The sequence below is a fragment of the Streptomyces gossypii genome (genome assembly GCF_025165795.1).
GTDB classification, from domain to species: Bacteria; Actinomycetota; Actinomycetes; order Streptomycetales; family Streptomycetaceae; genus Streptomyces; species Streptomyces gossypii.
The window spans coordinates 97,984-123,735 of sequence record NZ_JAJAGO010000018.1; the positions used below are offsets into that span (position 1 = coordinate 97,984).

Annotated in this window: 20 protein-coding genes; 13 read left to right on the plus strand and 7 right to left on the minus strand. The window is 72.0% G+C overall.

The window, feature by feature from the left end; all coding sequences use genetic code 11:
- Positions 1 to 303 precede the first annotated feature (303 nt).
- From LHJ74_RS30310 to LHJ74_RS30320, 3 genes are read left to right on the plus strand one after another with little or no spacing between them, the layout of a single operon-like run.
- A complete protein-coding gene (locus tag LHJ74_RS30310; RefSeq protein WP_260221446.1) occupies positions 304 to 762 on the plus strand; it encodes a hypothetical protein in 459 nt (152 codons plus the stop codon).
- A complete protein-coding gene (locus tag LHJ74_RS30315) occupies positions 759 to 3,038 on the plus strand; it encodes a WXG100 family type VII secretion target (RefSeq protein WP_260221447.1) in 2,280 nt (759 codons plus the stop codon). The genes LHJ74_RS30310 and LHJ74_RS30315 overlap by 4 nt, the downstream gene beginning before the upstream one ends.
- A gap of 5 nt (positions 3,039 to 3,043) precedes the next feature.
- Positions 3,044 to 3,718, plus strand: coding sequence for a hypothetical protein (locus LHJ74_RS30320; protein ID WP_260221448.1), 675 nt, complete (start codon positions 3,044 to 3,046; stop codon positions 3,716 to 3,718).
- Positions 3,719 to 3,740: 22 nt separating this feature from the next.
- Here LHJ74_RS30320 and LHJ74_RS30325 read toward each other — a convergent pair whose 3' ends face one another.
- The 5 genes from LHJ74_RS30325 to LHJ74_RS30345 all read right to left on the minus strand — a co-directional run bounded on the left by LHJ74_RS30325 (position 3,741) and on the right by LHJ74_RS30345 (position 10,907).
- Entirely contained in the window at positions 3,741 to 4,946 is a 1,206-nt protein-coding gene (locus LHJ74_RS30325; protein WP_260221449.1) for an XdhC family protein, read from the minus strand.
- 77 nt (positions 4,947 to 5,023) lie between these two features.
- Positions 5,024 to 6,505 (minus strand): NCS2 family permease, encoded by a 1,482-nt coding sequence (locus LHJ74_RS30330; RefSeq protein ID WP_260221450.1) that lies wholly within the window; start codon positions 6,503 to 6,505, stop codon positions 5,024 to 5,026.
- Positions 6,506 to 6,874: 369 nt separating this feature from the next.
- Positions 6,875 to 9,265, minus strand: coding sequence for a xanthine dehydrogenase subunit D (gene pucD / locus LHJ74_RS30335; RefSeq protein WP_260221451.1), 2,391 nt, complete (start codon positions 9,263 to 9,265; stop codon positions 6,875 to 6,877).
- Between the two features lie 5 nt (positions 9,266 to 9,270).
- Positions 9,271 to 9,984 (minus strand): (2Fe-2S)-binding protein, encoded by a 714-nt coding sequence (locus LHJ74_RS30340; RefSeq protein WP_260221452.1) that lies wholly within the window; start codon positions 9,982 to 9,984, stop codon positions 9,271 to 9,273.
- On the minus strand, positions 9,975 to 10,907 hold the full coding sequence (locus LHJ74_RS30345; RefSeq protein WP_260221453.1) for an FAD binding domain-containing protein: 933 nt from the start codon (positions 10,905 to 10,907) through the stop codon (positions 9,975 to 9,977). Before LHJ74_RS30345 ends, LHJ74_RS30340 begins: the two co-directional genes overlap by 10 nt.
- 325 nt (positions 10,908 to 11,232) lie before the next feature.
- Between LHJ74_RS30345 and LHJ74_RS30350 the strand changes: the two genes are divergently transcribed.
- From LHJ74_RS30350 to LHJ74_RS30365, 4 genes are all read left to right on the plus strand, one after another.
- Positions 11,233 to 12,969, plus strand: a complete 1,737-nt coding sequence (locus tag LHJ74_RS30350) for a PucR family transcriptional regulator (RefSeq protein WP_260221454.1) — start codon at positions 11,233 to 11,235, stop codon at positions 12,967 to 12,969.
- A gap of 215 nt (positions 12,970 to 13,184) precedes the next feature.
- On the plus strand, positions 13,185 to 14,072 hold the full coding sequence (locus tag LHJ74_RS30355; protein ID WP_260221455.1) for an SIS domain-containing protein: 888 nt from the start codon (positions 13,185 to 13,187) through the stop codon (positions 14,070 to 14,072).
- The gene (locus tag LHJ74_RS30360) at positions 14,069 to 14,977 is read left to right on the plus strand and encodes a class II fructose-bisphosphate aldolase (protein ID WP_260221456.1); all 909 of its coding nucleotides are present in this window, start codon (positions 14,069 to 14,071) and stop codon (positions 14,975 to 14,977) included. The genes LHJ74_RS30355 and LHJ74_RS30360 overlap by 4 nt, the downstream gene beginning before the upstream one ends.
- The gene (locus LHJ74_RS30365; protein ID WP_260221457.1) at positions 14,974 to 16,050 is read left to right on the plus strand and encodes an amidohydrolase family protein; all 1,077 of its coding nucleotides are present in this window, start codon (positions 14,974 to 14,976) and stop codon (positions 16,048 to 16,050) included. The genes LHJ74_RS30360 and LHJ74_RS30365 overlap by 4 nt, the downstream gene beginning before the upstream one ends.
- Positions 16,051 to 16,131: 81 nt before the next feature.
- On the opposite strand, the gene LHJ74_RS30370 is transcribed toward LHJ74_RS30365, so the two are convergent.
- A complete protein-coding gene (locus tag LHJ74_RS30370) occupies positions 16,132 to 16,884 on the minus strand; it encodes a DeoR/GlpR family DNA-binding transcription regulator (RefSeq protein WP_260221458.1) in 753 nt (250 codons plus the stop codon).
- Between the two features lie 331 nt (positions 16,885 to 17,215).
- Here LHJ74_RS30370 and LHJ74_RS30375 point away from each other — a divergent pair, with 331 nt between their 5' ends.
- From LHJ74_RS30375 to LHJ74_RS30400, 6 genes are all read left to right on the plus strand, one after another.
- Positions 17,216 to 18,043: an endo alpha-1,4 polygalactosaminidase gene (locus LHJ74_RS30375; RefSeq protein ID WP_260221459.1), complete on the plus strand. Its 828-nt coding sequence runs from the start codon at positions 17,216 to 17,218 to the stop codon at positions 18,041 to 18,043.
- Positions 18,044 to 18,461: 418 nt separating this feature from the next.
- Positions 18,462 to 19,796 (plus strand): ABC transporter substrate-binding protein, encoded by a 1,335-nt coding sequence (locus tag LHJ74_RS30380; RefSeq protein ID WP_260221460.1) that lies wholly within the window; start codon positions 18,462 to 18,464, stop codon positions 19,794 to 19,796.
- An 11-nt stretch (positions 19,797 to 19,807) separates the two neighbouring features.
- Entirely contained in the window at positions 19,808 to 20,818 is a 1,011-nt protein-coding gene (locus tag LHJ74_RS30385) for a carbohydrate ABC transporter permease (RefSeq protein ID WP_260221461.1), read from the plus strand.
- Positions 20,815 to 21,705 (plus strand): carbohydrate ABC transporter permease, encoded by an 891-nt coding sequence (locus LHJ74_RS30390; RefSeq protein ID WP_260221462.1) that lies wholly within the window; start codon positions 20,815 to 20,817, stop codon positions 21,703 to 21,705. Before LHJ74_RS30385 ends, LHJ74_RS30390 begins: the two co-directional genes overlap by 4 nt.
- A 66-nt stretch (positions 21,706 to 21,771) precedes the next feature.
- Positions 21,772 to 22,851, plus strand: a complete 1,080-nt coding sequence (locus tag LHJ74_RS30395; RefSeq protein WP_260221463.1) for a carbohydrate kinase family protein — start codon at positions 21,772 to 21,774, stop codon at positions 22,849 to 22,851.
- Positions 22,848 to 24,158: an alpha-glucosidase/alpha-galactosidase gene (locus LHJ74_RS30400; protein ID WP_260221464.1), complete on the plus strand. Its 1,311-nt coding sequence runs from the start codon at positions 22,848 to 22,850 to the stop codon at positions 24,156 to 24,158. The genes LHJ74_RS30395 and LHJ74_RS30400 overlap by 4 nt, the downstream gene beginning before the upstream one ends.
- A 19-nt stretch (positions 24,159 to 24,177) precedes the next feature.
- Here LHJ74_RS30400 and LHJ74_RS30405 read toward each other — a convergent pair whose 3' ends face one another.
- A complete protein-coding gene (locus LHJ74_RS30405; protein ID WP_260221465.1) occupies positions 24,178 to 25,545 on the minus strand; it encodes an NAD(P)-binding domain-containing protein in 1,368 nt (455 codons plus the stop codon).
- Positions 25,546 to 25,752: the final 207 nt, after the last annotated feature.

Sequence of the window (25,752 nt, forward strand, 5' to 3'; positions counted from 1 at the left end):
CCTGAAACCCTGGGCGCCGGACTCGGCGGCGCGGGCAGCTTGCCGCACTGTCCGGCTCCGCTCGGTGAGCCGGGTGCGGCGTACAGCGATCTCCCGCGCAGTCGCCAGCCCGTGGCTGTCGGCTGTCCTTGACCGGTCACTCATGCGAATCGGCCGGGTGCTCCCGGCCCTGCCCCTCGGCCGAAAGCGGACCATGCGTTCAGCGGGCCCCCAACTGCCCTTCATCTGGCGTTCGTGTCGGATCGATACGTTCCGGCTGCCCCGCAAGGCTTCGCGCCGGCAATGAGTGACCAGGAGGACAGAGTGACATTCGACGAGGAGTGGGCGCAGCTGACGGCAGCCCACCAGTCACCCGGGTCCACGAGCATGCGGCTGAACGGCGGCGGAGGAGGCGGGGGCCACCCGAGCACGGGAGGCGGGCCGGGCGGGGGGAAGACCCTGAACGTGACGGAGTCCGTACTGCGGGGCAGGGCGGGCAAGGCCGAGACCGTGCGCGGGCAGTTCCTCAAGGCCGACGACGAGGTGATGACGGAGACCGGGCAGGTGACCGGCTCCCTCAAGGGCTTCGCCACCGCCAAGGCGATCACCACCTTCCAGGAGCGCTGGAGGGACCAGATGTCCTACGTGAAGGAGGAGTTCACCGGTACCGCGAAGGCACTGCGCAGCGGAGCGGACGCCTTCACGGCCGAGGACAAGAAGCGCGCACAGTCCCTCGGCGGCTCCAGGAGCAGCAGCGGCGGAAAGTCCGGGGGGAACCCGTGACCGGGCAGCTCACCTACACCGAGGTGAAGAACGTCGACCTCACCGCGCTCCGCGAAGCGGTCACCAAGTGGGGCCAGGCACCGGGAAAGTTCAGCCAGGTCGGGACGAACTTCAACACGGAGGTCGCCAAGGGGCTCGCCGACTCCAACTGGGAGGGCGAGACCGCCGACGCCGCGGAGCGCAGGTTCCGCAAGGTCCGGGCGCAGCTGACGGCGGCGGCGGAGGAGTCACGCCGGGTGCACTCCGTACTCAGCGAGGGAGTGGAGCAGTTCTCCCAGGCGAAGGGTGTGCTGGACGCCATCGAGAAGGAGTTGGAGGGCCACAAGTACCTCCGCCTGAACAAGGCGGACGGCTCCGTGTACCTCGATCTGCCGGACGACGAGGAGAAGCACCGCGCCTCGATGACGAAGTCCTACCAGGAGGCGTTCGCGGCCTACCGGGAGCGCACCCGCAACGCGATCACCAAGGCGAACGAGGCGGACGCCGCGCTGGTGCAGGCCCTCACCGCGGATGTCAACGGCACGGCCCGCGGCTTCAACAGCGGCGCCTACAACAGCCTGGGCGAGGCCCGAAAGGCGGCCGCCGAGGATCTGCGGACCGTGCTGGACCTGGCCGGGATCGAACAGGGCAAGGTGACCTCCACGCAACTGGCGCAGATGAACGCCGTGCTGGCCCGGCACAGCCAGGACCCGCTGTTCGCCGAGCAGTTCGCCACCCGGCTCGGTCCGGAGAAGACCCTCCAGCTCTGGTACAACGCCACGCACCCGAACAATCCGCTGTATCCCGACACGAAGATCGACGAGAAGGCGTGGTGGAAGACCGCCAAGAGCCTCCAGGAGTCCCTCGGCACGACGCTGGCCACCGCCTCGCACTCGGGCAGCCCGGAGATGAAGGAGTGGAAGCAGGAGGTCCTCCGGATGGGCCCGCAGCGGGTGGAGACCGGCGGCAGCAGCAACCCGTACGGCTACCAGATCATGAGCAACCTGATGCGCTTCGGGAAGTACGAGTCGGGTTTCCTCACCAAGTACAGCGACGAACTCACCGCCTGGGACAAGAAGAACAACACCGAGGGGCGCCCCTACTGGGGTAACCAGGCCGACATCGGAGTGCTGAACCTGCACCACGGCAAGGGCGAGTACGACACCGGCCACGACCCCGTCACGGGCATGCTGGAGGCGCTGGGCCACAACCCTGAAGTCGCCACCGACTACTTCCGGCCCGACAAGGTGAACGGCCACCTGGACAGCGACGGCGAGCTCAACGACAACTTCAGGTACCTCACCACCGAGCGGGACTGGTTCTACACCGGCGACAACGGCAAGCCGATACCGATCGGCGGCCACGAGGCACTCGGACACGCGCTCACCGCGGCGACGACGGGTTACGCCTGGGATGACGAGGCGCTCGCCAGCGGCGAGAACCGGCGCTCGGCCGCCACCGCGGACGTGATGGAGCAGGTCGTCCACACCTACGGCGGCGACGACGGCCCCAAGCTGCTCAACGAGCAGCCCGCGATGGCGGAAGCCCTGGGCGCCATGGGCGGGGCCTACGTGGACGACCTCAACCGGGACCTGTCCGGCCTGGGCGAGACCAAGATGGGCGAGTACTTCCCGCCCGGATACAAGGGGCACGCCGAGTTCGGCCGCGAACAGGCGGTCGACTTCCTCAGCGTGCTCGGCCAGAACGAGACCTCGCACGGCCTCATGAACCAGGCGGAACACCTCTACACCCTGGGCCGGTTCGCCGAGAACCCTCCCTCCGAGGGGGACGAGAACTACGTGACGGGCAAGGGCGCGCTGCTGGCCGAGGCCGAGGCGCGCGGCATCCTCGACGCGTCCCGCATGCGGGCCATCGAAGCGCAGTACGGCGCCGACTCCGCGGCCGCGCAGGACGCCTATCTGAAATCCGACGACTGGCGGCGGGTGGGGATCAGCGCGGGAACGCCGGCGGCCCAGAACGTGCTGCTCAACATCGCGGGTAAATCAGGGCCCTGGGGGGTGGCCATCCCCATCGCCACGGGCGCGCTTGCCGAGTTCGGCAAGCAGTTCGGCGGGGAGACGCTGTTCGGCGGCGCGGATCTTCCGGAGAAACCCAACACGGAGGACATCTTCCAGATGGGTGAGCGCGACCTGGGCGGCACGGCGGAAAGGCACCTCCTGAATCAGGGGAGCGACACCGACGCGAACGGCACCCTGATCAGGGAACTCAAGAACGCCTATCTCGGATACGGGCCGGGAGCATCCGACCGCGAAGGCCAGGGACCGCACACAGGATGAGCATCTTGCCGCGATCACGCAGCGGAGAATCCGCATCCCGCCGCGGGCTGCTGCTGCCCGCTCTCGCACTGGCGACGGCAGTCGTCGCTTCCGCGTGCACGGGCGGGGAGAAGGAGGAGGACAGCACGCCCGCAGCCCAGCTCTGTCACTCCTCGCTCAACGCGGAGGCCCAGCGGGCCCTGGACACCCTGAGCCGGGACGACAGCTTCCAGGCTCCCGAGGGCGCCTCCTTCGAGACCGCCCGGGACAGAATCGTCGGCTCCGAGGAGATCATCACGTCGCGCACCAAGGTGTGCCTCGTCTACAGCTCGCGCAGCACTCCCGAACACCCGCTCATCGAGATCGAGTTCGCCCATCTCCCGGAAGGGGCGGGACGGGCGGGAGAGGAAGAGGAGACGGCGACGGACACCGGCTACCCGCTGGGGGAAGCGGCCCGCGCGAGCGCCTCGGGCGCGGACCTCACCTTCCTGTGCGGCAAGGCGCTCGCCGGAAGCGCGTCGCCCAGGGTGGGCGGACATGTGAACGTGCCGCGCACGGACGGCCACGCGAAGATGAGTGACGCCGCCCGCGCCAAGGCGGCCATGACGATCCTGCACTCGGTGTCCCGGGCGATGGCGACGGCGATGGGCTGCGGCGAGGAGGCGAATCTGCCGGAGCGTCTTCCGGCGCCCTCCTCGTAGGGTCTGTCGACGAGACCCGTCCTCACGCCACCGAGCCGATCCTTCCCGGCGGCGTGGCCCCGTCATGGTGGATCGGGGTGTGCGCCCCGGTCAGCGGTGCGCCGGTGCCGCCCCGGCGGTTGGCGACGATCTCCGCGGCGATGGACAGCGCGGTCTCCTCGGGCGTGCGCGCCCCGAGGTCGAGCCCGATCGGGGAGCGCAGCCTGGCCAGCTCGAGTTCGCCGAGCCCCGCCGCACGGAGCCGTCCGAGACGGTCCTCGTGGGTGCGGCGGGAGCCCATCGCGCCCACATAGGCGACGGGCAGTCGCAGCGCCCGCTCCAGCAGCGGCACGTCGAACTTCGCTTCGTGGGTCAGCACGCACACCACGGTGCGCCCGTCCACCTCGGTGGAGTCGAGATAGCGGTGCGGCCAGTCGACGACCACCTGATGCGCCTCCGGGAAGCGGGCAGGGGTGGCGAAGACGGGCCGGGCATCGCAGACGGTGACCCGGTAGCCGAGGAAGACGCCCGTACGGACCAGGGCGGCGGCGAAGTCGACGGCGCCGAAGACCAGCATGCGCGGGGGCGGGACGCTGGATTCGACAAGCAGGGTGAGCGGCTGACCGCACCGCCCGCCCTCGGCGCCGGTCTCCACGGTGCCGGTGCGGCCGGCGTCGAGCAGGGCGGCGGCCTCGGCGGCGGCCGTACGGTCCAGCTCCGGGTGGCCGCCGAGCGTGCCACCGCCGTTTCCGGGGCCGTTTCCGGGGCCCGCTCCGGGACCCTTCTCGGTCTCCGCTCCCTGCTGCGGGCCGCCTTCGACGTACAGCATCCGGCCGAGCAGTTCGGCGGGCCCCGAGGTGACCCGCACCAGGGCGACCGCACCGCCGGAGGCGGCGGCGGCCAGCGCCGTGGCGAGAGCTGCCCGCCCCGGCGCGGTTGCCCGCACCGGGGTGACCAGGATGTCGATGACACCGCCGCAGGTCAGTCCCACGGCGAAGGCGTCCTCGTCGCTGTAGCCGAACCGCTCCAGGACGGTGCCGCCGTCCTGGAGCGCCTCGCGGCACAGCTCGTACACCGCCCCCTCCACACAGCCGCCCGAGACGCTTCCGATCACGGTGCCGTCGGCGTCGACGGCGAGCGCCGCGCCGGGGGCACGGGGAGCGCTGCCGCTGACCGCCACGACCGTGGCCACGGCGAAGTCGCGGCCCTGCTCGCACCACCGGTTCAGTTCTTCGGCGATGTCCAGCATCTGCTTTCTCCTTGTCGGACGGAGGGGACGGGAAGGGCGGAAGGCGGAAGTGCGCGGGAGTGCGCGGAAGGGCGGGGCTACTTCACTCCGAGCCAACCCTCGATCGGGCCGAGCGAGAAGTAGCAGAGGAAGACGGCGGAGAGCACCCACATCAGCCAACCGGGCTCCCGCCACCTGCCCTGTGCGGCCTTGATGACGACGTAGCTGATGACGCCCGCCGCGATCCCCGCGGTGATGGAGTAGGTGAACGGCATCAGGACGGTCGTCAGGAAGACCGGGATCGAGGTGGCCGGGTCGTTCCAGTCGATGTGCTGTGCGTTGCTCATCATCATCGCGCCGATGACGACCAGCGCGCCCGCCGCGACCTGGGTGGGAATGACCTGGGCCAACGGAGTGAAGAACAGGCACAGGGTGAAGCCGAGGCCGGTGATCACACTGGCGAAGCCCGTACGGGCGCCGTCGCCCACCCCGGCTGTCGACTCCACGAAGACGGTCTGTCCGGAGGCGCCGGCGAGACCGCCGACCACCCCGCCCGCGCCGTCGATCGCGAGGGCCTTGCTGAGGCCGGGCATCCGGCCGTCCCTCTCCACGAGTCCGGCCTGCTGGCCGACGCCGATGATGGTGCCCATCGCGTCGAAGAACCCGGCCAGCACCAGCGTGAAGACGATGACGGCCACGGTGATGCCGCCGACGTCGGCCATGCCGTCGAAGGACACGTCCCCGAAGAGGCCGAAGTCGGGGGCGCTGACGACCGAGCCGGTGATCTCTGGCGCGTTCAGTCCACCCCAGTCCTTCTTGCTCATACCGGTGAACTGGTGCACGGCGGCGGCGAGCAGTGTGCCGCCGACGATGCCGATCAGGATGGCACCGGGGACCTTGCGCACCTGGAGCAGGAAGATCAGCAGGACGGTGACGGCGAAGCACAGCACCGGCCAGCCGCTGAGCTGGTCGTGGGTGCCGAGCTGGATCGGCTTGGCACCTGCCTCCCCGCCGGGGCCTCCCATGCTGGTCACGAAACCCGCCTGGACCAGCCCGATGAGGCAGACGAACAGGCCGATGCCCATCGTGATCGCATGTTTCATCGCCAGCGGGATCGCCCGCATGATCAGTTCCCGCAGGCCGGTGACGACCAGCAGGATGATCACGGCGCCGTAGACCAGGCACATGGCCATCGCGTTGGCCCAGGTCATCTCGGGGGCGACCTGGAAGGCCATCACGGCGGACACGCTCAGCCCCGCCGCGAGCGCGAGCGGGACGTTGCCGAGCAGGCCCATCGCGAGGGTGGTCGCGGCGGCGGCGAGCGCCGTGGCGGTGGCCACCTCGCCCGCGTCCAGGCGGGCGTCGGTGACATCGGGGACGGAGAGGATCACCGGGTTGAGCAGCAGGATGTAGCACATCGCCATGAAGGTGGTGACGCCGCCGCGCACCTCCCGCGCGACGGTGGATCCTCGGTCGGATATGTGGAAGTACCTGTCGAGCCAGGACCGCCCGGCGGGGGGACGCGAGCCGGTGCCCGCGTCCTCCACCGTGGTTTTCGGCCCCGCTGTCGGCTGGGTCATTGTGTGGCTTCTCCCAAGGTTCACAGGGGCACCCGTGGACACCTGGCCGCCGCGTTGGGCAAGACTCGCCGACGCGGCGCCGGATGCACGGGATTCGGGATCGCACGACACGGGGGACGGCCCGAGACGTCTGCGGCTCCGCGGGAGGGAGCCGCTTCGGGTGTGCACCGGTCTTCCGGGGACCGGCGGGTCCGGACGGGGGCGTGTGACACCCCCACCCGGGGGACTGTGTGGCGGTGGAACTGTGTGGCGGTGCGGCGTGGTGCGGCGGCCTCCGCCGAGGCCCGCCGCAGGCTTCCGGCGCGGGCCGGAGCCCTGCCGCCGCCTGCGCCGGTTCCTGTGACATGTCGGCCTGCCGCTGGTACGGCGCTACGTCCCGGTCAGGTGTTCGGGCCGCACCGGCACCCGCTTCAGGGCCAGCCCCGTCGCCTGCCGGATGGCGGACAGCACCGCGGGGGTCGAGGAGAGCGTGGGTGCCTCGCCGACGCCGCGCAGTCCGTACGGGGCGTGCTCGTCGGCAAGCTCGAGGATGTCGACGGGAATGGTCGGCGTGTCGAGGATCGTCGGGATCAGATAGTCGGTGAAGGACGGGTTGCACACCTTCGCCCCCGGGCTCACCACGATCTCCTCCATGACCGCGAGGCCGAGCCCCTGCGTCGTCCCGCCCTGTATCTGGCCGATCACCGACTGCGGGTTGAGCGCCTTGCCGACGTCCTGCGCGCAGGCGAGCTCGACGACCTTGACCAGGCCGAGTTCGGTGTCGACCTCGACGACCGCGCGGTGTGCGGCGAAGGAGTACTGGACGTGCCCGAAGCCCTGGCCCGTGCGCACGTCGAGTGCCTCGGTGGGGCGGTGGCGCCACTCCAGATCGGCCTCCACCGTCTCGTCCTCCAGCACCTCCGCCAGCGGGGCCAGCACCTCACCGCCGTCGGTGACCACCTTGCCGTCCTCCAGCAGCAGTTCGGCGGTGTTCCAGGCCGGGTGGTAGGTGCCGAACCGGGCGCGGCCGATCTGCAGCACCTGTTCGCGCACGGCCTCGCAGGCGTTCTTGATCGCGCCGCCGGTCACATAGGTCTGACGGGAGGCGGAGGTGGATCCCGCCGAGCCGACCTTCGTATCGGCCGGTGCGATGCTCACCTGGGTGACGCCCAGCTCGGTCCGGGCGATCTGGGCGTGCACGGTGACGCCGCCCTGCCCGACCTCGGCCATCGCGGTGTGCACGGTGGCGACCGGTTCGCCGCCGACCACCTGGAGCCGTACCCGGGCGGTGGAGTAGTCGTCGAAGCCCTCGGAGAAGCCGACGTTCTTTATCCCGACCGCGTAGCCGACCCCGCGTACGACGCCTTCGCCGTGGGTGGTGTTGGAGAGGCCGCCGGGCAGCGCCCGCACGTCGGTGGCCGTGCCCGAGCGGCCCGCGGACTCCCACTGGCGCTCGGGCGGCAGCGGCATCGCCTTGAGCCGCCGCAGTATCTCGGCGACCGGTGCCGGGGAGTCGACCCGCTGGCCGGTGGGCATGAAGGTGCCCTGCGACATGGCGTTGCGGCGGCGGAACTCCACCGGGTCCAGTCCGAGTTCCGCCGCGAGCCGGTCCATCTGCGACTCGTAGGCGAAGCATGCCTGGACCGCGCCGAAGCCGCGCATGGCACCGCAGGGCGGGTTGTTCGTGTAGAGGGCGAGAGCCTCGATGTCCACGTCGTCGATCGCGTACGGGCCGACGGCGAGGGAGGCGGCGTTGCCGACGACGGCCGGGGAGGTGGAGGCGTAGGCCCCGCCGTCCAGGACGATCCGGCACTTCATGTGCGTGATGCGGCCGTCCTTGGTGGCGCCGTGCTCGTACCAGAGCTTCGCCGGGTGCCGGTGCACATGGCCGAAGAAGGACTCGAACCGGTTGTAGACGATCTTGACGGGCCTGCCGGTGCGCAGGGCCAGCAGACAGGAGTGGATCTGCATCGACAGATCCTCCCGGCCGCCGAAGGCGCCGCCGACACCGGCGAGCGTCATCCGGATCTTGTCCTCGGGCAGGCCGAGGACGGGGGCGATCTGGCGCAGGTCGGCGTGCAGCCACTGGGTGGCGACATAGAGGTCGACGCCGCCGTCCTCGGCGGGCACGGCGAGGCCGGACTCCGGGCCGAGGAACGCCTGGTCCTGCATGCCGACCTCGTACTCGCCGGAGACGACGACGTCGGCCGTCTCCTTTGCCGCCGCGGCGTCGCCGCGGACGATGGGCTGGCGGTGCACGATGTTGGGATGCGGCACATGCCGCCCGTGGTCGTCTGCGCGGTTCGGGTGCAGCAGCGGCGCACCGGGGGCGGTGGCGGATGCCTCGTCGTGCACGACCGGGAGTTCGGCGTACTCGACCCTGATCTTCGCGGCGGCCCGGCGCGCGGTCTCCGGGTGGTCGGCGGCGATGATGGCCACCGGCTCGCCGTGATGGCGGACCCGGCCGTGCGCCAGCACCGGGGTGTCCGGGACCTCCAGGCCGTACGTCTTCACCTCGGTGGGCAGGTCGTCGTAGGTGAGGACCGCGCGGACGCCGGGCTGGGCGAGCGCCTCGGAGGTGTCGACGGAGACGATCTCGGCGTGCGCGTGCGGGCTGCGCAGGGTGTAGCCCCAGAGCATGTCCTCGTGCCACATGTCGGAGGCGTAGGCGAACTCGCCGGTGACCTTGAGAGTGCCGTCGGGGCGGAGGGTGGATTCGCCGATGCCGCCCCGGGTGCGGCTGCCCTGGCTGAGGCTGGTGGGTGTCCTCGTCACGCCCATGGCGGTCAGGCTCCCGTTCCGGCGGCCGGGGCCGCGGGACTTCCGGTGCCGGTGCCCTCGCCGGGGCCGGTGCCGCCGTCGGTTGCGGTGCCGCCGTCAGTGCTGCGCGCGGCGGCGAGGCGGACGGCATCGAGGATCGCCTCGTAGCCGGTGCAGCGGCAGAGGTTGCCGGACAGCGCCTCGCGGATGTCCGCGTCCGAGGGCTGCCCGGTGCGCTCGATCAGCTCGTCCGCGGCGACCAGCAGGCCGGGCGTGCAGAAGCCGCACTGGACGGCTCCCGCGTCGATGAACGCCTGCTGCACGGGGGCCAGCGCTGCGGACTCGCCGGTGCGTGCGCCGGACTCCGCGCCCGCCGGTCGCGCCTCCCAGCGCCGGGCCTCGTCCACGGAGGTGCCGCGCGCCGCGGTGCTCCGTGCTCCGCCGCCCCGGCTGCCGCAGGCTCCGGTCCCGCAGCCGCCCTCCGCGCGTTCCCGGGCGAGGTCGGCCAGCCCCTCGACGGTGACCACCTCGCGGCCCTCGACCTGGCCTGCCGCGACGAGACAGGCGCAGACCGGGTCACCGTCGAGACGGACCGTGCAGGAGCCGCACTCGCCCTGCTCGCAGGCGTTCTTGGAACCGGGCAGGCCCATGCGCTCCCGCAGTACGTAGAGCAGCGACTCGCCCTCCCACACGTCGTCGGCCTCGTAGGGACGTCCGTTGACCTGGAATGTCACACGCATGACGCGTCTCCTTCCGGAGTGTGGCCGTTGTGTCCGGTGCCGCCGGTGCCGCCCGTGTGTCCGGCGCGGTAGCTCTCCCAGGTCCAGCCGAGGGTCCGGCGGGCCATCACCGACACCGCGTGGCGGCGGTACTTCGCACTGCCGCGCACGTCGTCGATGGGGTTGCAGGCCCCGGACGCCAGGGTGGCGAACTCCGCGGCGAGCGAAGGCGGAAGGGTCTTGCCGCTGTCCCAGAAGCCGCCCTCCTCCAGCGCGGCGTCCAGGAAGTCCTCGGCGGCGCGGGCCCGTACCGGAGTGGGCGCGGCGGAGCCGATCCCGGTGCGGACCGTACGGGTGTCCGGGTGCAGGGCGATACCGAAGGCGCAGACGGCGATGACCATCGCGTTGCGGGTGCCGACCTTGGAGAACTGCTGCGGTCCGGACGCCTTCTTGATGTGTACGGCGCGGATCAGTTCGTCCTCGGCGAGCGCGTTCCGCTTGACCCCGGTGAAGAACTCCTCCACCGGGATGCGGCGGCTGCCGCGCACCGACTCCACCTCGACCTCGGAGCCCGCCGCGAGCAGCGCGGGGTGTGAGTCTCCGGCGGGCGAGGCCGCACCGAGGTTGCCGCCGACGCTGCCCCGGTTGCGGATCTGCGGGGAGCCGACGGTGTGACCGGCCAGGGCGAGGCCGGAGAGTTCGGTGCTGAGGCTCTCCATGATCCTGGTGTAGGAGACGGAGGCGCCGAGTCGTACGTACTCCGTGTCCGTCTGCCACTCGCCGAGCTCGGCGATGCGGTTGAGGTCGAGCAGGTACTCGGGCCGGCGGTGGTCGAAGTTGATCTCGACCATCACGTCGGTGCCGCCCGCGAGGGGAACGGCCGAGGGATGCTCGGCCTTGGCGGCCAGCGCTTCCCCCCAGTCGGCAGGGCGCAGGAACTCCATGCGTTTCTCTTCTCGGGTCGCTCTGGGGCCGGGCTTCGGACTGCGGTGAGCCGGGGCGGTTCATGTTGCGTTCACGAGCTGTGGGGCAAGTAGACCGACGCGCGCGCCATCGGGTGCAGTCACCGAAACCATGAACCGGCTGGCTGCCCCGGGGCCGCGTCTTGTAGATTCGAACGAAAGCCGGGGGGCCATCAGCACACGGTGTCCGCGCCGTCGCACACCGCACTCGGCTCTGCACTGGTCACCGGGTACCGGTCACTGACCGCTGGCACTGGCACTGGCACTGGGCACGGCATCATTCGGGCAACGGAACGGCGGCGACGACATGCGGCTGCGCGCACTGCTGGACACACCGGAGCTCGGCCTGCGGCTGCTCGGCGGCGTAGAGGAACTGGACCGCACCGTGCGCGGGGTGATGACCACCGACCTGCGCGATCCGAGCCGCTACCTCTCCGGCGGGGAACTGGTCCTCACCGGTCTCGCCTGGCACCGCACGGCGGAGGACTCCGAGCCCTTCGTCCGCATCCTGGCCGCCGCCGGGGTGGCCGCGCTGGCGGCCGGCGAGGCCGAGCTGGGCGCGGTTCCGGAGGATCTGACGATCGCCTGCGCCCGCCACCGGCTGCCGCTCTTCGCAGTCGTCGAGGATGTCGCCTTCGCGACGATCACCGAGCATGTGGTGCGGCAGGTGTCGACGGAGCGGGCCGGTGATCTGGCTGCCGTCGTGGAGCGCCACCGCAGGCTGATGTCCTCCGGCCCTGGCGGCGGCGGCCTCGACGCGGTGCTCGATCTGCTCGTCTCCGACCTGGATCTGCGCGCCTGGGTGCTCTCCCCCACCGGCCGGCTGATGGCCGGTTCGGGCGGCGGCGCCCAGCGGCTGCCCGAAACGGTCCGCACCCGGCTGGCGGGCGCCCATCTCGCGGCCGTACGGGCGGGGCAGCGCAGCCCGTACCGCGTCACCGGCGGGGACGGGGCCGACTACGCGCTCTTCCCCGTCCGGACCGGCGCCGCTGATGCGCGCGCCGCCGTGCTGTCCGACTGGCTGCTGGCCGTGCGTGCGGACCCGGCCGACTGGCCCGGTGAGCGCCTCGACCTGCTGGAGGGCGTCACCCAGCTGATCGCCGCCGAGCGCGAACACGGGGACTCGTCCCTGACGATGCGCAGGCGGCTCGCCCAGGAGGTACTGGAACTCGTGCAGTCCGGCGCGCCGCCCGCCGAGACCGCCGCGCGGCTGCGGGCCGCGGGCCAGGTGCTGGTGCCGGAGCTGCAGCCGGGGGCGATGCCGTGCTGGCAGGTGGTGGTGGCCCAAGTGGAGTGGGAGGAGCCGGGCGAGGGCGCCAGCGGTGACGGCAGCGCCACCCAGTCGCTGCTGGAGGAGATCCTCGCCGGGCAGATCCTCCCGGCCCCGGAAGCCCAGGCCTCCGACGCCGACGCCGTCGACGCGCCCGACGCGGCTTACCGGATCGCCGTCGCCCACGCCGCCGACGAAGCCGTCGCCCTGGTGCCGCTGCCCCCGACCGGCGGCGGAGGAATGGGTGGGGCGGGCGACCGGGCGGCCCGGGACTCCACCGAGCTGGACGCCGCCGAGCTCGTCGCCTCAATCCGTGAGCCTCTGGAGCGCGGCCTGGCACAGGACGGGCGGCTCTCGGTGGGCGTGAGCGCCGCCGTGCACTCGGCGGAGGGTCTGCGCGGCGCGCTGGAGGAGGCCCGGCACGCCCGGCGGGTGGCCGCCGCCCACAGTGGCCGCGTCCGCGCGGCGGGGCACGCGGAACTGGCCTCACACGTGCTGCTGCTGCCCTTCGTACCGGACGACGTGCGGCGGGCCTTCACCGCGCGGCTGCTCCAGCCGCTGCGCGACTACGACCAGCGGCACCGGGCGGAACTGCTGCCCACCCTGGAGGCGTTCCTCGCCTCCGACGGTTCCTGGACGAGGTGCGCGTCGCGGCTGCATCTTCACGTCAACACGCTCCGCTACCGGATGGGGCGTATCGAACAGCTGACGGGGCGCGATCTGTCCCGCCTCGAGGACAAGCTGGACTTCTTCCTCGCCCTCCGCATGAGCTGACCCTCCGCTCCCGTGCGGGCGCTGCGGGCAGGCGCGCCCGGCTGCCCTGCTGCGCTCGCCCCGCTCACCCGCTCCTCGCGCCCTCCCCGCTCACCCCCGCGCCGGGGCGCTCTCGCCCCCGCACGCGCAGTTCTGATAGAACTGAGTAAATCCGCTCAGCTTCGAGCACAATGTTGCTCAACTTGCGCATTATCCGCCAGAGCCTAGGAGAGGCCATGTCGCACACCGCAGACGAGATCGCATCCCAGCCCGACTGCTGGCGGCAGGCCATCGCGCTGCTGCCGCGCCACGCCGCCGCGCTGCCGAAGTCCGGAGAGCGGGTGGCGGTCATCGGCTGCGGCACCTCATGGTTCATGGCCCAGTCGTACGCCGCCCTGCGCGAGGCCGCGGGCCACGGCGTGACCGACGCCTTCGCCGCCTCCGAAGCCCCGCTGGAGCGGGAGTACGACCGGGTGGTCGCGCTGACGCGTTCCGGTACCACGACCGAGGTGCTGCACGCCTTGGAGCAGGTACGGGGCCGCATCCGCAGCACCGCCCTGACCGCCGTCCCGGACTCCCCCGTGACCGCGCTGGCCGACGACACCGTCGTACTCGACTTCGCCGACGAGCGCTCCGTCGTCCAGACGCGCTTCCCCACCACCCAGCTCGTCCTGCTCCGAGCGCACCTGGGCGAGGACTTGGGCCAGGCGCTTGCGGACGCCTCCACCGCCGTCCGCGAAGCACTGGACCCCGAGGTGCTGGCGGCCTCGCAGATCACCTTCCTCGGCACCGGCTGGACGAACGGCCTGGCCCTGGAGGCCGCGCTGAAGGTACGCGAGGCCGCCGCCTGGTGGACCGAGGCGTATCCGGCGATGGAGTACCGGCACGGCCCGATCGGCGTCGCGGCGCCCGGCCGCGCCGTCTGGGCGCTGGGCGGCCTGCCGGACGGACTGGCCGAACAGATCGGGGCCACCGGTGCCCGCCTGCTGAGGTCCGGGCTCGACCCGCTCGCCGAGATGATCAAGGCGCAGCGGGTTGCGGCGGAGCTGGCGGACGGCCTCGGCCGTGACGTCGACAACCCGCCGAACCTCACCCGCTCCGTGGTCCTGGCCCAGGCGTCATGACGCTGCTGGGCACGGCGCGGCTGATGGACGCCGCCGAGGCGGGCGGCCACGGCACGGGCGCCTTCAACGCCGTACTGCTGGAGCAGCTGGAGGCGGTGCTCGACGGCGCCGCACGGGCCCGGGCGCCGGTGGTCGTGCAGGTCAGCGAGAACGCGGTCGGCTACCGGGGCGCCCTGCGCCCGCTGGCCGCCGCCGCACTGGAGGCCATCGCCGCCACGGACACCCCCGCCTCCCTGCACCTCGACCACGCGACCGAGCCGGAGCTGATCCGTGCGGCCGTCTCCTGCGGCGTGGCCTCGGTGATGTACGACGGCGCGCGGCTGCCGTGGGGCGAGAACCTCGCCACCACGCGCGAGATCACCGACTGGTGCCACGAGCGCGGCGTCTGGGTGGAGGCGGAGCTGGGTGAGGTCGGCGGCAAGGACGGCGCCCACGCCCCCGGGGTGCGCACCGATCCGGGCGAGGCGGCGCGCTTCGTCGCCGAGACGGGGGTGGACGCGCTCGCCGTCGCCGTCGGTTCCTCGCACGCGATGACCGAGCGGCGGGCGCAGCTCGATCTGGAGCTGATCGGTGCGCTGCGCGAGGCCGTGCCGGTGCCGCTGGTGCTGCACGGCTCCTCCGGCGTGCCCGACCCGGTGCTCGCGGCGGCCGTCCGGGCCGGTATCCGCAAGGTGAACCTCTCCACGCATCTCAACTCGGTGTTCACCGGCGCGGTGCGGGGCGTCCTCGCGGACCGGCCGGAGCTTGTCGACCCGAGGCGCTACCTGGGCCCCGCCCGGGAGGCGATGGCGCAGGAGGTGTCGCGGATCCTGGGTGTCCTGGGGGCCGCGCAGTCCGCCGCACGGGTGGCCGCGCCGTTCGAGGCGCCGGCGGCCGGGGGATCGGCCGGGAAGGCCGCCGGGTGAGCGGGCCCCTGGGGGGCGGCGAACTCGCCCGGCTCCGCGCCCTGCCGCTCGCCGACTACGCCCCACGCCCGGTGCTGTCCGGCCCGGTCACCGAGGTGGAGCGGCCGTGGACGGAGTGCGTGGACGTCCATAACCACCTGGGCCGCTGGCTGTCCGGGGACGGCGGCTGGATGGTGCCCGACGTGGCGGAGCTGCTGGCGGTGATGGACGGCTGCGGGGTGCGCTGTGTGGTCAATCTGGACGGCCGCGTGGGGCGGGACCTGGAGGAGAACCTCGAGCGGTACGACCAGGCCCACCCCGGCCGGTTCCTGACCTTCGCCCAGCTGGACTGGGGCAGGCTCCGGGAGCCGGACGGTACGGACCTGCTGGTGGCGGATCTGCGGCGGGCCGCCGCCGCCGGCGCCCGGGGGCTCAAGGTCTGGAAGGACCTCGGGCTGACCGTCACCGACGGCGGCGGTGCGCTGGTGCGGCCCGATGACCCCAGGCTCGCCCCGGTCTTCGCGGAGGCCGGGGCGCTGGGGCTGCCGGTCCTCATCCACACGGCCGATCCGCTCGCCTTCTTCGAGCCGCCCGATGCCGCGAACGAGCGGCTGGAGGAGATCCTCGCCAACCCCGACTGGTCGTTCGCCGCCCCGCACCACCCGTCCGCCCGTACGCTGCTGGGCGCGCTGGAGTCGCTGGTGGCCGCCCAGCCGGACACGGTGTTCATCGGTGCGCACGCGGGCTGCGCCGAGGATCTGGGCTGGGTGGGTTCGCTGCTGGAGCGGTATCCGAACTTCCATATCGACATCGCGGGACGGATGGCCGAGCTGGGACGCCGACCGCGCGCCGCCCGCGCGCTGATCCGGCGGTTCCCGGAGCGGGTGCTGTTCGGCACGGACGCGTTCCCGGTGCACGCGGCGGACTACCGGCTCTACTACCGGTTCCTGGAGAGCGGCGACGAGTGCTTCCCGTACGCGCCCGGGGAGCGGGTGCCCCCGCAGGGGCGATGGGACGTCTCCGCGCTGGAACTGCCCGAGGAGGTGCTCGGCGGCCTCTACCACGGCAACGCGGCCCGGCTGCTCGGCCTCTGACACCCGGTGCTGTGCCGCCGGACCCGCCCGGCGGCAGCACCCCCCGCCCGGCGGCACGGCACCCGTCCTTCGGCTGACCCGCTACGCGGTGTGCACCCGCACCCCCAGCGCGCGGAGGGCGGCGGTGTCGGCCTCGTCCGCCGCGCTGTCGGTGACGACGGCGCTGATCTCGCTGAGCGGGCAGATCTTGGCGAAGGTGACCTTGCCGATCTTGGTGCTGTCCGCGACCACGACGGTGCGGGTGCTGTTGCGCAGGAAAGCGCGGTCGGTGTGCGCCTCCATCTGGTCGTGCGTGCTGCACCCGCCCCCGGTCGTGAGCCCGTCGACGCCGATGAAGCTGATGTCGATGTGGTACTCGTCCAGCATGCGTTCGGCGACCGGGCCCACCAGTTCGTAGCTCTGCGAGCGCGCGTTGCCCCCGATGACGACGAGCTGGAGATCCGGCCGCACCACCAGGTCCGCCGCGATGTTCACCGCGTTGGTCACCACGGTGATGCCGCTGCGCCCGGCCAGCGCCCGCGCGACCTCGGTGACCGTGGTGCCCCCCGTCATGCCGACCACCGCGCCGTCCGGCACCAGTTCGGCCGCGGCGGCCGCGATGCGCTGCTTCTGCGCCTGCTGCCTGCCCGCGCGATGCCGCATCGGCAGCTCGGACGGGGCGGTCACCGCGCCGCCGTGGGTGCGCCGCAACAGGCCCTGTTCGTGCAGCGACCGCAGATCGCGGCGTACCGTCGCACCGGAGACACCCAGCAGGACGGCCAGCTGATGGACGTCCGCACTGCCTTCGGAGGACACATGGTCGATGATCCGGTTCAACCGATCACTCTTGAGCATGCCCGGAGTGTAGCTCCGATCAGCTGCGCATGGCTCGGAAAAGCGGGATTGACCAGGCTTTCTCCGGTCTCTCTACGGTTCGGTCGCGGGTCGTGGCAGTCTGCTGCACACCGACGACGCTGCGCATATCAGCGAATGTGCTCAAGTTCGAACTCTTGACGTGCGCGAAATGACGCGCTTGGATCCTGCCAGTGCCTGGGGTGGGAAACCCGGCACCGAAGAGGTGCGCCCAGCCGGTAGCGGATGCGGTCCGAAGCCCGGCCTGAGTCGCCAGGAGCGCGTAGAGCGTCGTCCGAGGCGGGGCCGTACCCCCGATTGATGGAGCAGTTCCATGCCTGTCAACCATGCTCTGCGGGGCTGGCGCCCCTGGGCGGCAGCCGCACTGGCGACGGCTGCCCTCGTCACCGCCGGTCTCACCGGCACGTCCTCGAAGGCCGACGCCGCGGCCAACCCTTCGCTGCCCCCGCCCGGGGCAGGGTTCGACTACCAGATCGGCGGCCCGTACGACCCGCCCGCCGATGTCGAGATCGTCAGCCGGGACCGCGCGGCGGAGCCCGCCGACGGCCTCTACAACATCTGCTACGTGAACGCCTTCCAGGTCCAGCCCGGCGAGACCCGCGAGTGGCCCACCGACCTGCTGCTGCGGGACGAGAACGGTGACGTCGTCATGGACCCGGACTGGAACGAGCCGCTCCTGGACATCGGCACCGCCGGCAAGCGCGAGCGGATCGCCGACAAGGTCAACGGCTGGACGGACGGCTGTGCCGACAAGGGCTTCGACGCGGTGGAGCCCGACAACTACGACAGCTACACGCGCTCCGAGAACCTGCTCACCCCCAGGGACGCCAAGGCGTTCATCACGCTGCTGTCGGCGCACGCGCACTCCCGTGGCCTGGCGATCGGCCAGAAGAACACGGTGGAGCTCGCGGACAGCCGGGACGAGACCGGCCTGGACTTCGCGGTCGCGGAGGAGTGCGGCGAGTACGAGGAGTGCGGCGGTTACGCGGAGGCCTTCGACGACCACGTCGTGGTGATCGAGTACACGGACCGGGGCCTGGAGCGGGCCTGCGCTGACTGGGACGACCGGCTGAGCATCGTCCGCCGGGACGTCGGCGTCACCACGCCGGACAGCGACAAGTACGTCCACGCGATCTGCTAGTGCCGTGACCGGCAAGGTCTGCCCGCCAAGGAGCGTCGTCCGACACGGCGAGCATGGGGTCTCCCCGGGCCCGCAGGGCCGAGGGGACGCGTGCAGGGCGGCGCGACGGAGCAGACCTTGCCGGTCACGGCACTAGGAGCCGGTCCCTGGCCCAGGCCCAGGCCATGCCCCTTGGCTGGGCCGACTCCCGGGGAACGGGACCCTGCCGCCCGAGGGCGGTGAACTCACCACTTCGCGACCTCGCCTTTGCGGCCTCGCGACCTTACTGACCGCGTCGCGCCGGACAGCACGAGCGCCGGACAGCACCCCACAGCACCCACATGGCGGAGACCTCACCCACCCCACGTCCTCCGTCTCCCTTCCCGTCGCCCCCGTCCCTTCCCTCCCCTCCCCTCCCCTCTTCGTCAAGGAGATCTCGATGACCCGTATCCGGGGTACTCAGCCTCCCCTCCCCCGGCGCCGCCTGCTGCGGGGTGGCGCGGCCCTCGCGGCCGGGGGCGCCGGAGCCGCCCTCCTCCCCGGCTGCGCGCCGGGCGCCTCCGACGGCGTCAGCGCCGACGGCACCGTGACCGTCGAGCTCTGGCACGGTCAGAGCGACACCGGCAAGAAGGCCATCGAGAAGCTGGTGGGCGAGTTCAACCGCACGCACCCCCGCATCCGCGTGGACGCGGGCGGGGGCGGGGTGCTGTCCGACGCCATGCTCCAGAAGGTCACAGCGGCGCTGGCGTCCGGCTCGTATCCGGACATCGCCTATGTCTTCGGCTCCGACCTGGCGAGCGTCGCCCGCAGCCCCAGCGTCGTGGACCTCGGCTCGGCGCTGCGCGACGGGGAGACCCCCTGGACCAGCTACTGGCAGGCGGCCCGGGACGCGGTCACCCTCAACGGCCGGATACGCGCCGCGCCCGCGCTCCTGGACGCGCTAGCCGTCGTCTACAACAAGAAGCTGTTCCGCGAGGCCGGCGTGCCCTTCCCCGAGGAGGGCTGGACCTGGCCGGAGTTCGTGCGGACCGCCGAGAAGCTCACCGACAGCGGCCGCGGCGTGTTCGGCACCGGCTGGCCCGGCACGGGCGACGAGGACACCGTGTGGCGGCTCTGGCCGATGATCTGGGACCAGGGCGGCGACGTGATCGCCGACGACGGCAAGGGCATCGGCTTCGCCGACGAGGGCGTACGCGCGCTGGAGACGCTCGAAGCGCTGGCCGGGGACTCGAGCGTCTACATCGACCCCAAGCCGGGCAGCGAGCAGATGTACCAGGTCTTCCTGGGCGGCCGGATGGCGATGGTCGCCACCGGCCCCTGGCAGCTCCCCGACATCCTCGGCGCCGGCATCGACTACGGCGTGGTGCCGCTGCCCACCTACAGCGGAAAGCCCGTCACCATCTCCGGCCCGGACACCTGGACCGTCTTCGACAACGGCGACGCCCGCTCGCGCGCCGCCGTGGAGTTCGTCAGCTGGATGATCCAGCCGGAACGCGACGTCCGCTGGGACATCGCCGCCGGCAGCCTCCCGCTGAGCACCGCCACCGAGAGACGGCCGGAATGGCGCGAGCACTCGGAGCGCACGGCGGGCCTGCCCGTCTTCACCAAGGCCCTCGACAACGCGCGGGTGCGGCCGGTGCACGCCGCCTACCCGCAGATCTCGCAGGCGCTGGGCCAGGCCGTCGTCGCCGTGCTGCTGGGCCGCAAGAGCCCCGAGGCGGCCCTGCGCGACTGCGCGGACAAGGCCAACGCCGCCCTGCTGATCCCCAGATGAGGAAGGCCGTCATGTCGACAGTGCCCCGCGCGGTCACCCTTGAGGCGCGCACCGCTCCACCGGACAAGAACCGCCCGGACGACCTGGACGCCCCGGACGGTTCCGGCCGCCCGGCCCGGCCCTCCGGCCCGACGCGCCGCCGGATCCGCCGGGAGAGCGCCACCGCCTGGGCGTTCGTCGGCCCGTCGGTGCTGATCATCCTCGGGCTGGCGATCGTCCCCGTCGTCTGGTCCCTGCTGCTGTCCTTCCGTGCCGACGACCTGGTCACACCCGGCCGCTGGGTCGGACTGGACAACTACCGGGCCCTGGCCGAGGACCCCAACTTCCACACCGCCGTGGGGAACACCCTGCTCTACGCGGCGCTTTTCGTACCGCTGAGCCTGGTGGGCGGTCTCGCGCTCGCGCTGGCGCTGAACCGCCGCATCCGCCTCATCGGCTTCTACCGCACCCTGATCTTCATCCCGTTCGTCGTCTCCGCGACCGCGCAGGGCGTGCTGTTCTCGTTCATCCTCGACCCCGAGTTCGGCGCGGCCAACTCGCTGCTGCACAAGCTGGGCATCTCGCGCCAGGGCTTCCTGAGCGACCCGGACCAGGCGCTGTACCTGCTGGTGGGGATCTCGCTGTGGAGCGGGATCGGCTTCTGTGTCGTCGTGTACCTCGCCGCGCTCCAGGACGTGCCGCCGGAGCTCGTCGAATCCGCCCGGCTGGACGGCGCCGGACGGTGGCGGGTGCTGCGCCACATCACCCTGCCCACCCTCACCCCGGTCAGCGTGTTCCTGGTGCTGTGGCAGCTCATCCAGGCGCTCCAGGTCTTCGACCTGATCTATGTGACCACCAAGGGCGGCCCGCTCGGGTCGACGACCGTCATCGTCTACTTCGTCTGGGAGCAGGCGTTCCGCACCTTCACCGCGGGGTACGGCGCGGCGGCCGCGTACGTCCTCGCCCTCGCCCTGCTGATCGCCGGTGCCGCGCTCCAAGTGCAGCGGCGCTACCGGGCCCGTACGGAAGGAGCCGTCCGATGACCGCCTCCATGGCAGTGGCCGACACCCCGGTGGAACCGTCGGCGGCTCAGCGGCGGGGCGGGAAACGGCGGCGGTGGCTGCCGTTCAGCCCCTGGCATCTGCTGCTCGCGCCGCTGGCGCTCGGCTTCGCCCTGCCGCTGCTGTGGCTGCTGCTCACCTCGGTGATGAGCGACGCCGAGATCAACCGCTTCCCGCCCGCGCTCTGGCCCGACGGCATCGACCTGGGCGGCTACCGCTACGTGCTGGGCAACGCGATGTTCCCCCGCTGGTTCGCCAACTCGTTCATCGTCTCGTCGGTGGCGGTGGCGTCGAATCTGCTGCTCGGGGCGCTGGGCGGTTACGCGTTCGCCCGGATGCGGTTCGCGGGGTCTCGGCTGCTGCTCGGGCTGATGCTGGCGACCATGATCATCCCGTTCCAGCTCACGATGATCCCCACCTTCCTGGTGATGAAGGAGCTGGGGCTGATCGACACCCTGGGCGCGCTCATCGTGCCCGCCCTGGTCACCCCGTTCGCCGTGTTCCTCTTCCGGCAGTTCTTCCTCTCGCTCCCACGTGAGATGGAGGAGGCGGCGTGGATCGACGGCTGCTCCCGGCTCCGGGTGCTGGTCTCCATCATCATGCCGCTGGCCCGTCCGGCGCTGGCCACCGTCGCCGTGCTGACCTTCCTGGCCACCTGGAACGACCTGACCTGGCCGCTCATCGCCATCAACCACGACACCCAGTACACGCTCCAGCTGGGGCTGACGACCTTCCAGGGGCAGCACCACACCCGCTGGTCGGCGGTCATGGCGGGCAACGTGCTCACGGTACTGCCGGTACTCGCCGCGTTCCTGTTCGCCCAGAAGACCTTCATCCAGTCGCTGACCTCCAGCGGGCTGAAGGGCTAGTGCCTGTTTCTCGGACCGTCCCGTCCCTCCCCCTGTTTCGCCCTCCCTCGCACCAGGAAGCGCACCATGTCTCCCCCTTTTGATCTGCTCGTGATCGGCGACGCCAATCCGGACGTGGTGCTCGGCCCCGTGCCCCGCACCCTCGCCTTCGGCCAGCGCGAACAGCTGGTCGAGCACGCGAGCCTCGTCCTCGGCGGCTCGGCCGCGATCATGGCCTGCGGCGCCGCCCGGCTCGGGCTGCGCGTGGCGTTCGCCGGACGGGTCGGCGACGACCCGGCGGGCGCGTTCGTCCGCCGGTCCCTCACGGACCGGGGTGTCGACGTCACGGCCCTGGCCACCGACCCCGTACTGCCCACCCCGCTCACCACCGTCGTCCTCGCGGACGGCGGCGACCGTGCCATCCTCACCGCGCCCGGCACGCTGGCCTCCACCGGCCCCGCGGACGTGCCCGCCGCACTGCTGGCCGAGGTGCGGCACGTGCACGCGGCGTCCTTCTTCCTGCTGCCCCGGCTCGCCGCACGGCTGCACGAGGTGTTCGCCCTCGCCCACACACATGGTGCGAGCACCTCGCTGGACACCAACGACGATCCGGACCAGCGGTGGGACGCGGCGCTGCTCGGGCCGGTGCTCGGCGTCACCGACGTCCTGCTGCCGAACGCGGCCGAGGCCCGTGCGCTGGCCGCTGCCCTGGCGGAGGGTCCGGCGGGCGGGGCGGCGGGCGGCTCGGGAGGTGACACGACGGGTGACGCGGCGGGTGACGCGGCGGGTGACGCGGCGCAGGAACTGTCCGAGGTGGCCGCCGCGCTGTCCGCCCGCGGGCCGCTGACCGTCGTCAAGGACGGCGCCGACGGCGCACTCGCGCACGACGGCACCCGTACGCTGCGCGCCGCGCCGCCCGCCGTCGAGGCGGTCGACACCGTCGGCGCGGGGGACAGCTTCGATGCCGGATATGTCGCCGCCGTCCTGCGCGGCCTGGACCCCTCGTCCGCACTGGAGTTCGCCGCCGCCTGCGGAGCCCTCTCCACCCGCGCCCACGGCGGCACGGCCGCCCAGCCCACCTGGGACGAAGCCTCCTCCGCCGCCTCAGCCACCGTCGCCACCGCCGCCGCCACCGCCACCGCTTCGAACCGAAGGATCTCCCGATGACCAGTACCAGGATCACCTTTGTGGGCGCGGGCAGCGTCGTCTTCACCCAGGGCCTGCTGGCCGACCTGTTCGCCTTCCCCGAACTGCGCGGCGCCCACATCGCCCTGCACGACATCGACCCCGAACGGCTCGCCACGGCCGAGGGCGCCGCCCGCCGGATCGCCGCCGAACTCGGCGCCGAACCCGTCATCAGCGCCCACCCGGACCGGCGGGGCGCCCTGGAGGGCGCCGACTTCGTCATCAACATCATCCAGGTCGGCATGAACGAGGCGACCCGCACCGACTTCGCCGTCCCGGCCCGCTACGGGGTGCGCCAGACGATCGGCGACACGCTGGGCACCGGCGGCATCTTCCGCGCGCTGCGCACCTTCCCCGTACTCCGCGCACTGGCCGAGGACATGGCCGAGGTGTGCCCCGACGCGCTGCTGCTGAACTACACGAACCCGATGGCGATGAACGCCCTGTACCTGCACCGGATCGCGCCCCAGCTCAAGGTCGTCGGCCTGTGCCACTCGGTGTACTGGACGATGAACGACCTCGCGGAGCTGGTCGGCGTCCCCTTCGAGGAGGTCTCCTACCTCGCGGCCGGGGTGAATCACCAGGCGTGGGTGCTGCGCTTCGAACGGGACGGGCAGGACCTGTATCCGCTGCTCGACCAGGCGATCGAGAAGGACGCCGAACTGCGCCGGCGCGTCCGGGTGGACATGTACCGCAGGCTCGGCCACTACCCCACCGAGACCAGCGAGCACTCCTCGGAATACGTCCCCTGGTATCTGCACCACGACAGCGAGGTGGAGCGGCTGCGGCTGCCCGTCGGCGCGTACCTGGAGATCATCGAGGAGAACGCAGCCAGCTACGAGCGGACCCGCGAGGCCCTGGCCACCGGCGCCTCACTGCCGGTGGAGGGCACCTTGGAGTACGCCCCGCAGATCATCCACAGCATGGTCACCGGCACCCCGCGCACGGTCTACGGCAACGTGCCCAACCGGGGGCTGATCGACAACCTGCCGGCCGACTCCGTCGTCGAAGTGCCCTGCCTCGTCGACGCGCTGGGCGTCCAGCCCACCAGGACCGGCGCGCTCCCGCCGCAGTGCGCCGCCCTGAACCGGGCCTACATCGGGGTCAACGACCTCGTCGTACGGGCTGCCACCGACGGCGAACCGCGCCACGTCCGGCACGCCGCCATGGCGGACCCGGCCACCGCCGCGGCGCTGCCGGTCGAACGCATCTGGGAGCTGTGCGACGACCTGGTACGCGCCCACGGCGACCTCCTCCAGCCCGAACTGCGGGAGGTACTGGGCAGCTAGGGTCCTGGGCCGCGTCCACTCAGGTCCGTGGCCGCGCAGGCTCACCGGTCCGCTGCGCGGGGTGCGCGGCGGACCGGGGTGCGGGCCGGGGTGCGGGCTGCGCGGCGGACCGGGGCGCGCCTTCGCGCGCCGCGCCGGAGGCGGGCCGGGGCAGCCGGGCCGCCCACGGCGTGCGCCGCGGGCCGGGCCGGTCCCGCTGGAGGCGCTGCCGTACGCCGCCCGTCAGCCGCGAGGCGGTGAAGGCGGTGCCGTGCACGAAGCGCATCACGGGGCCGAAGGCGGGCGCGGCCAGCGGCCCGGCGAAGTACAGCCCCGGCAGGGAGGACTGGAAGCAGCCGTCCAGCGCGGGTGCCAGGCTGCCGCGCACCACGCGCAGCCGGGCGCGCAGCGCCGGGTCGAGCACCCGCAGCCGCTCCAGTTCGGGGAGGAACCCGGTCGCGGCGATCACGTGTTCGGTCTCCAGCACCGTCTCCATGCCGCGGGTGTTGCCCAGATGCAACCGGACGCCGTCCACCGTCGGCACCGCCGACCACAGGCGGGTCGCGGGCCGCACCGTGACGGCGGCCTCGAAGCGCTCGCGCAGCCACCAGGCCCCGGCGGGCTGGAGGGCGCGGTCGGTGAGTCGGGTGCGCAGGGTTCCGGGCAGCCCGTGTACCGCCCAGGGGAGTTCCGACTGGACGCAGTCGGACCAGCCGGTGCCCAGCGCGGAGTGCGGTTCGCGCAGCCGCTGGAGCGGGCGGCGCTCCAGCGGCTGCGGGGGCTCGTTCCAGCCGATGCGCTCGGCACGGGCCACGAGGCGTACGTCGGCGCCCTGTTCGGCCAGCAGCGCGGCGGTCTCCAAGGCGGACTGGCCCGAACCGATCACGGTGACGTTCCGGCCCTTGAACCGGGAAAGGTCGTGGTGCCCGCTGCTGTGCGAGGCCAGTTCGGGCGGCAGCTCGCGCAGCGGTACGGGGATCCGGGCGAAGGGCAGCAGCCCCACGGCGATCGCCACCGTCCGGGTCTCCAGGGCGTCACCGTCGTCGGTCCGCACCAGGAAGGAGTCGTCCCGGGGGCGTACGCCGGTGACGGTGCGCTCGTCGACACAGGGCACCGCCCGGTCGGTGAACCAGGCCCCGTATGCGGCGAAGGTGTCCACCGGGAGCGAGCCGCCGCTGTCCGTGGGCAGATCCCGGGTCGCGCAGTAGTCGGTGAGCGTGCAGGCGCCGTTGGGGTCGGAGAGGCTGGAGGACCAGGGCTCGGATTCGAGGTAGGTCCCCTCGGGCACATGGTCGCGCCAGAACGCCATCGGTTTGCCCAGTACCCGCGCGTTCAGTCCGGCGGCGGTGGCGTGTGCCGCCACCGAGAGTCCGTAGGGGCCTGCCCCCACCACTAGCAAGTCGTACATGGCTGCTTCCCAATTATTTTGGACTAAACAAGTGCAAACCATGACAGATGCGGAACTGAAAATCGCGTAAGCCGCGCAAGTTATTACCTACTCATTCATATCTGATACGCACTATAACCACGTCATCACACCATCAGGGCCCCTTCGCCTTTACGGGTTGCTCCTGCCTCCCACACTTGGCAGATAGCCCCATTGAGTAAAACTTTG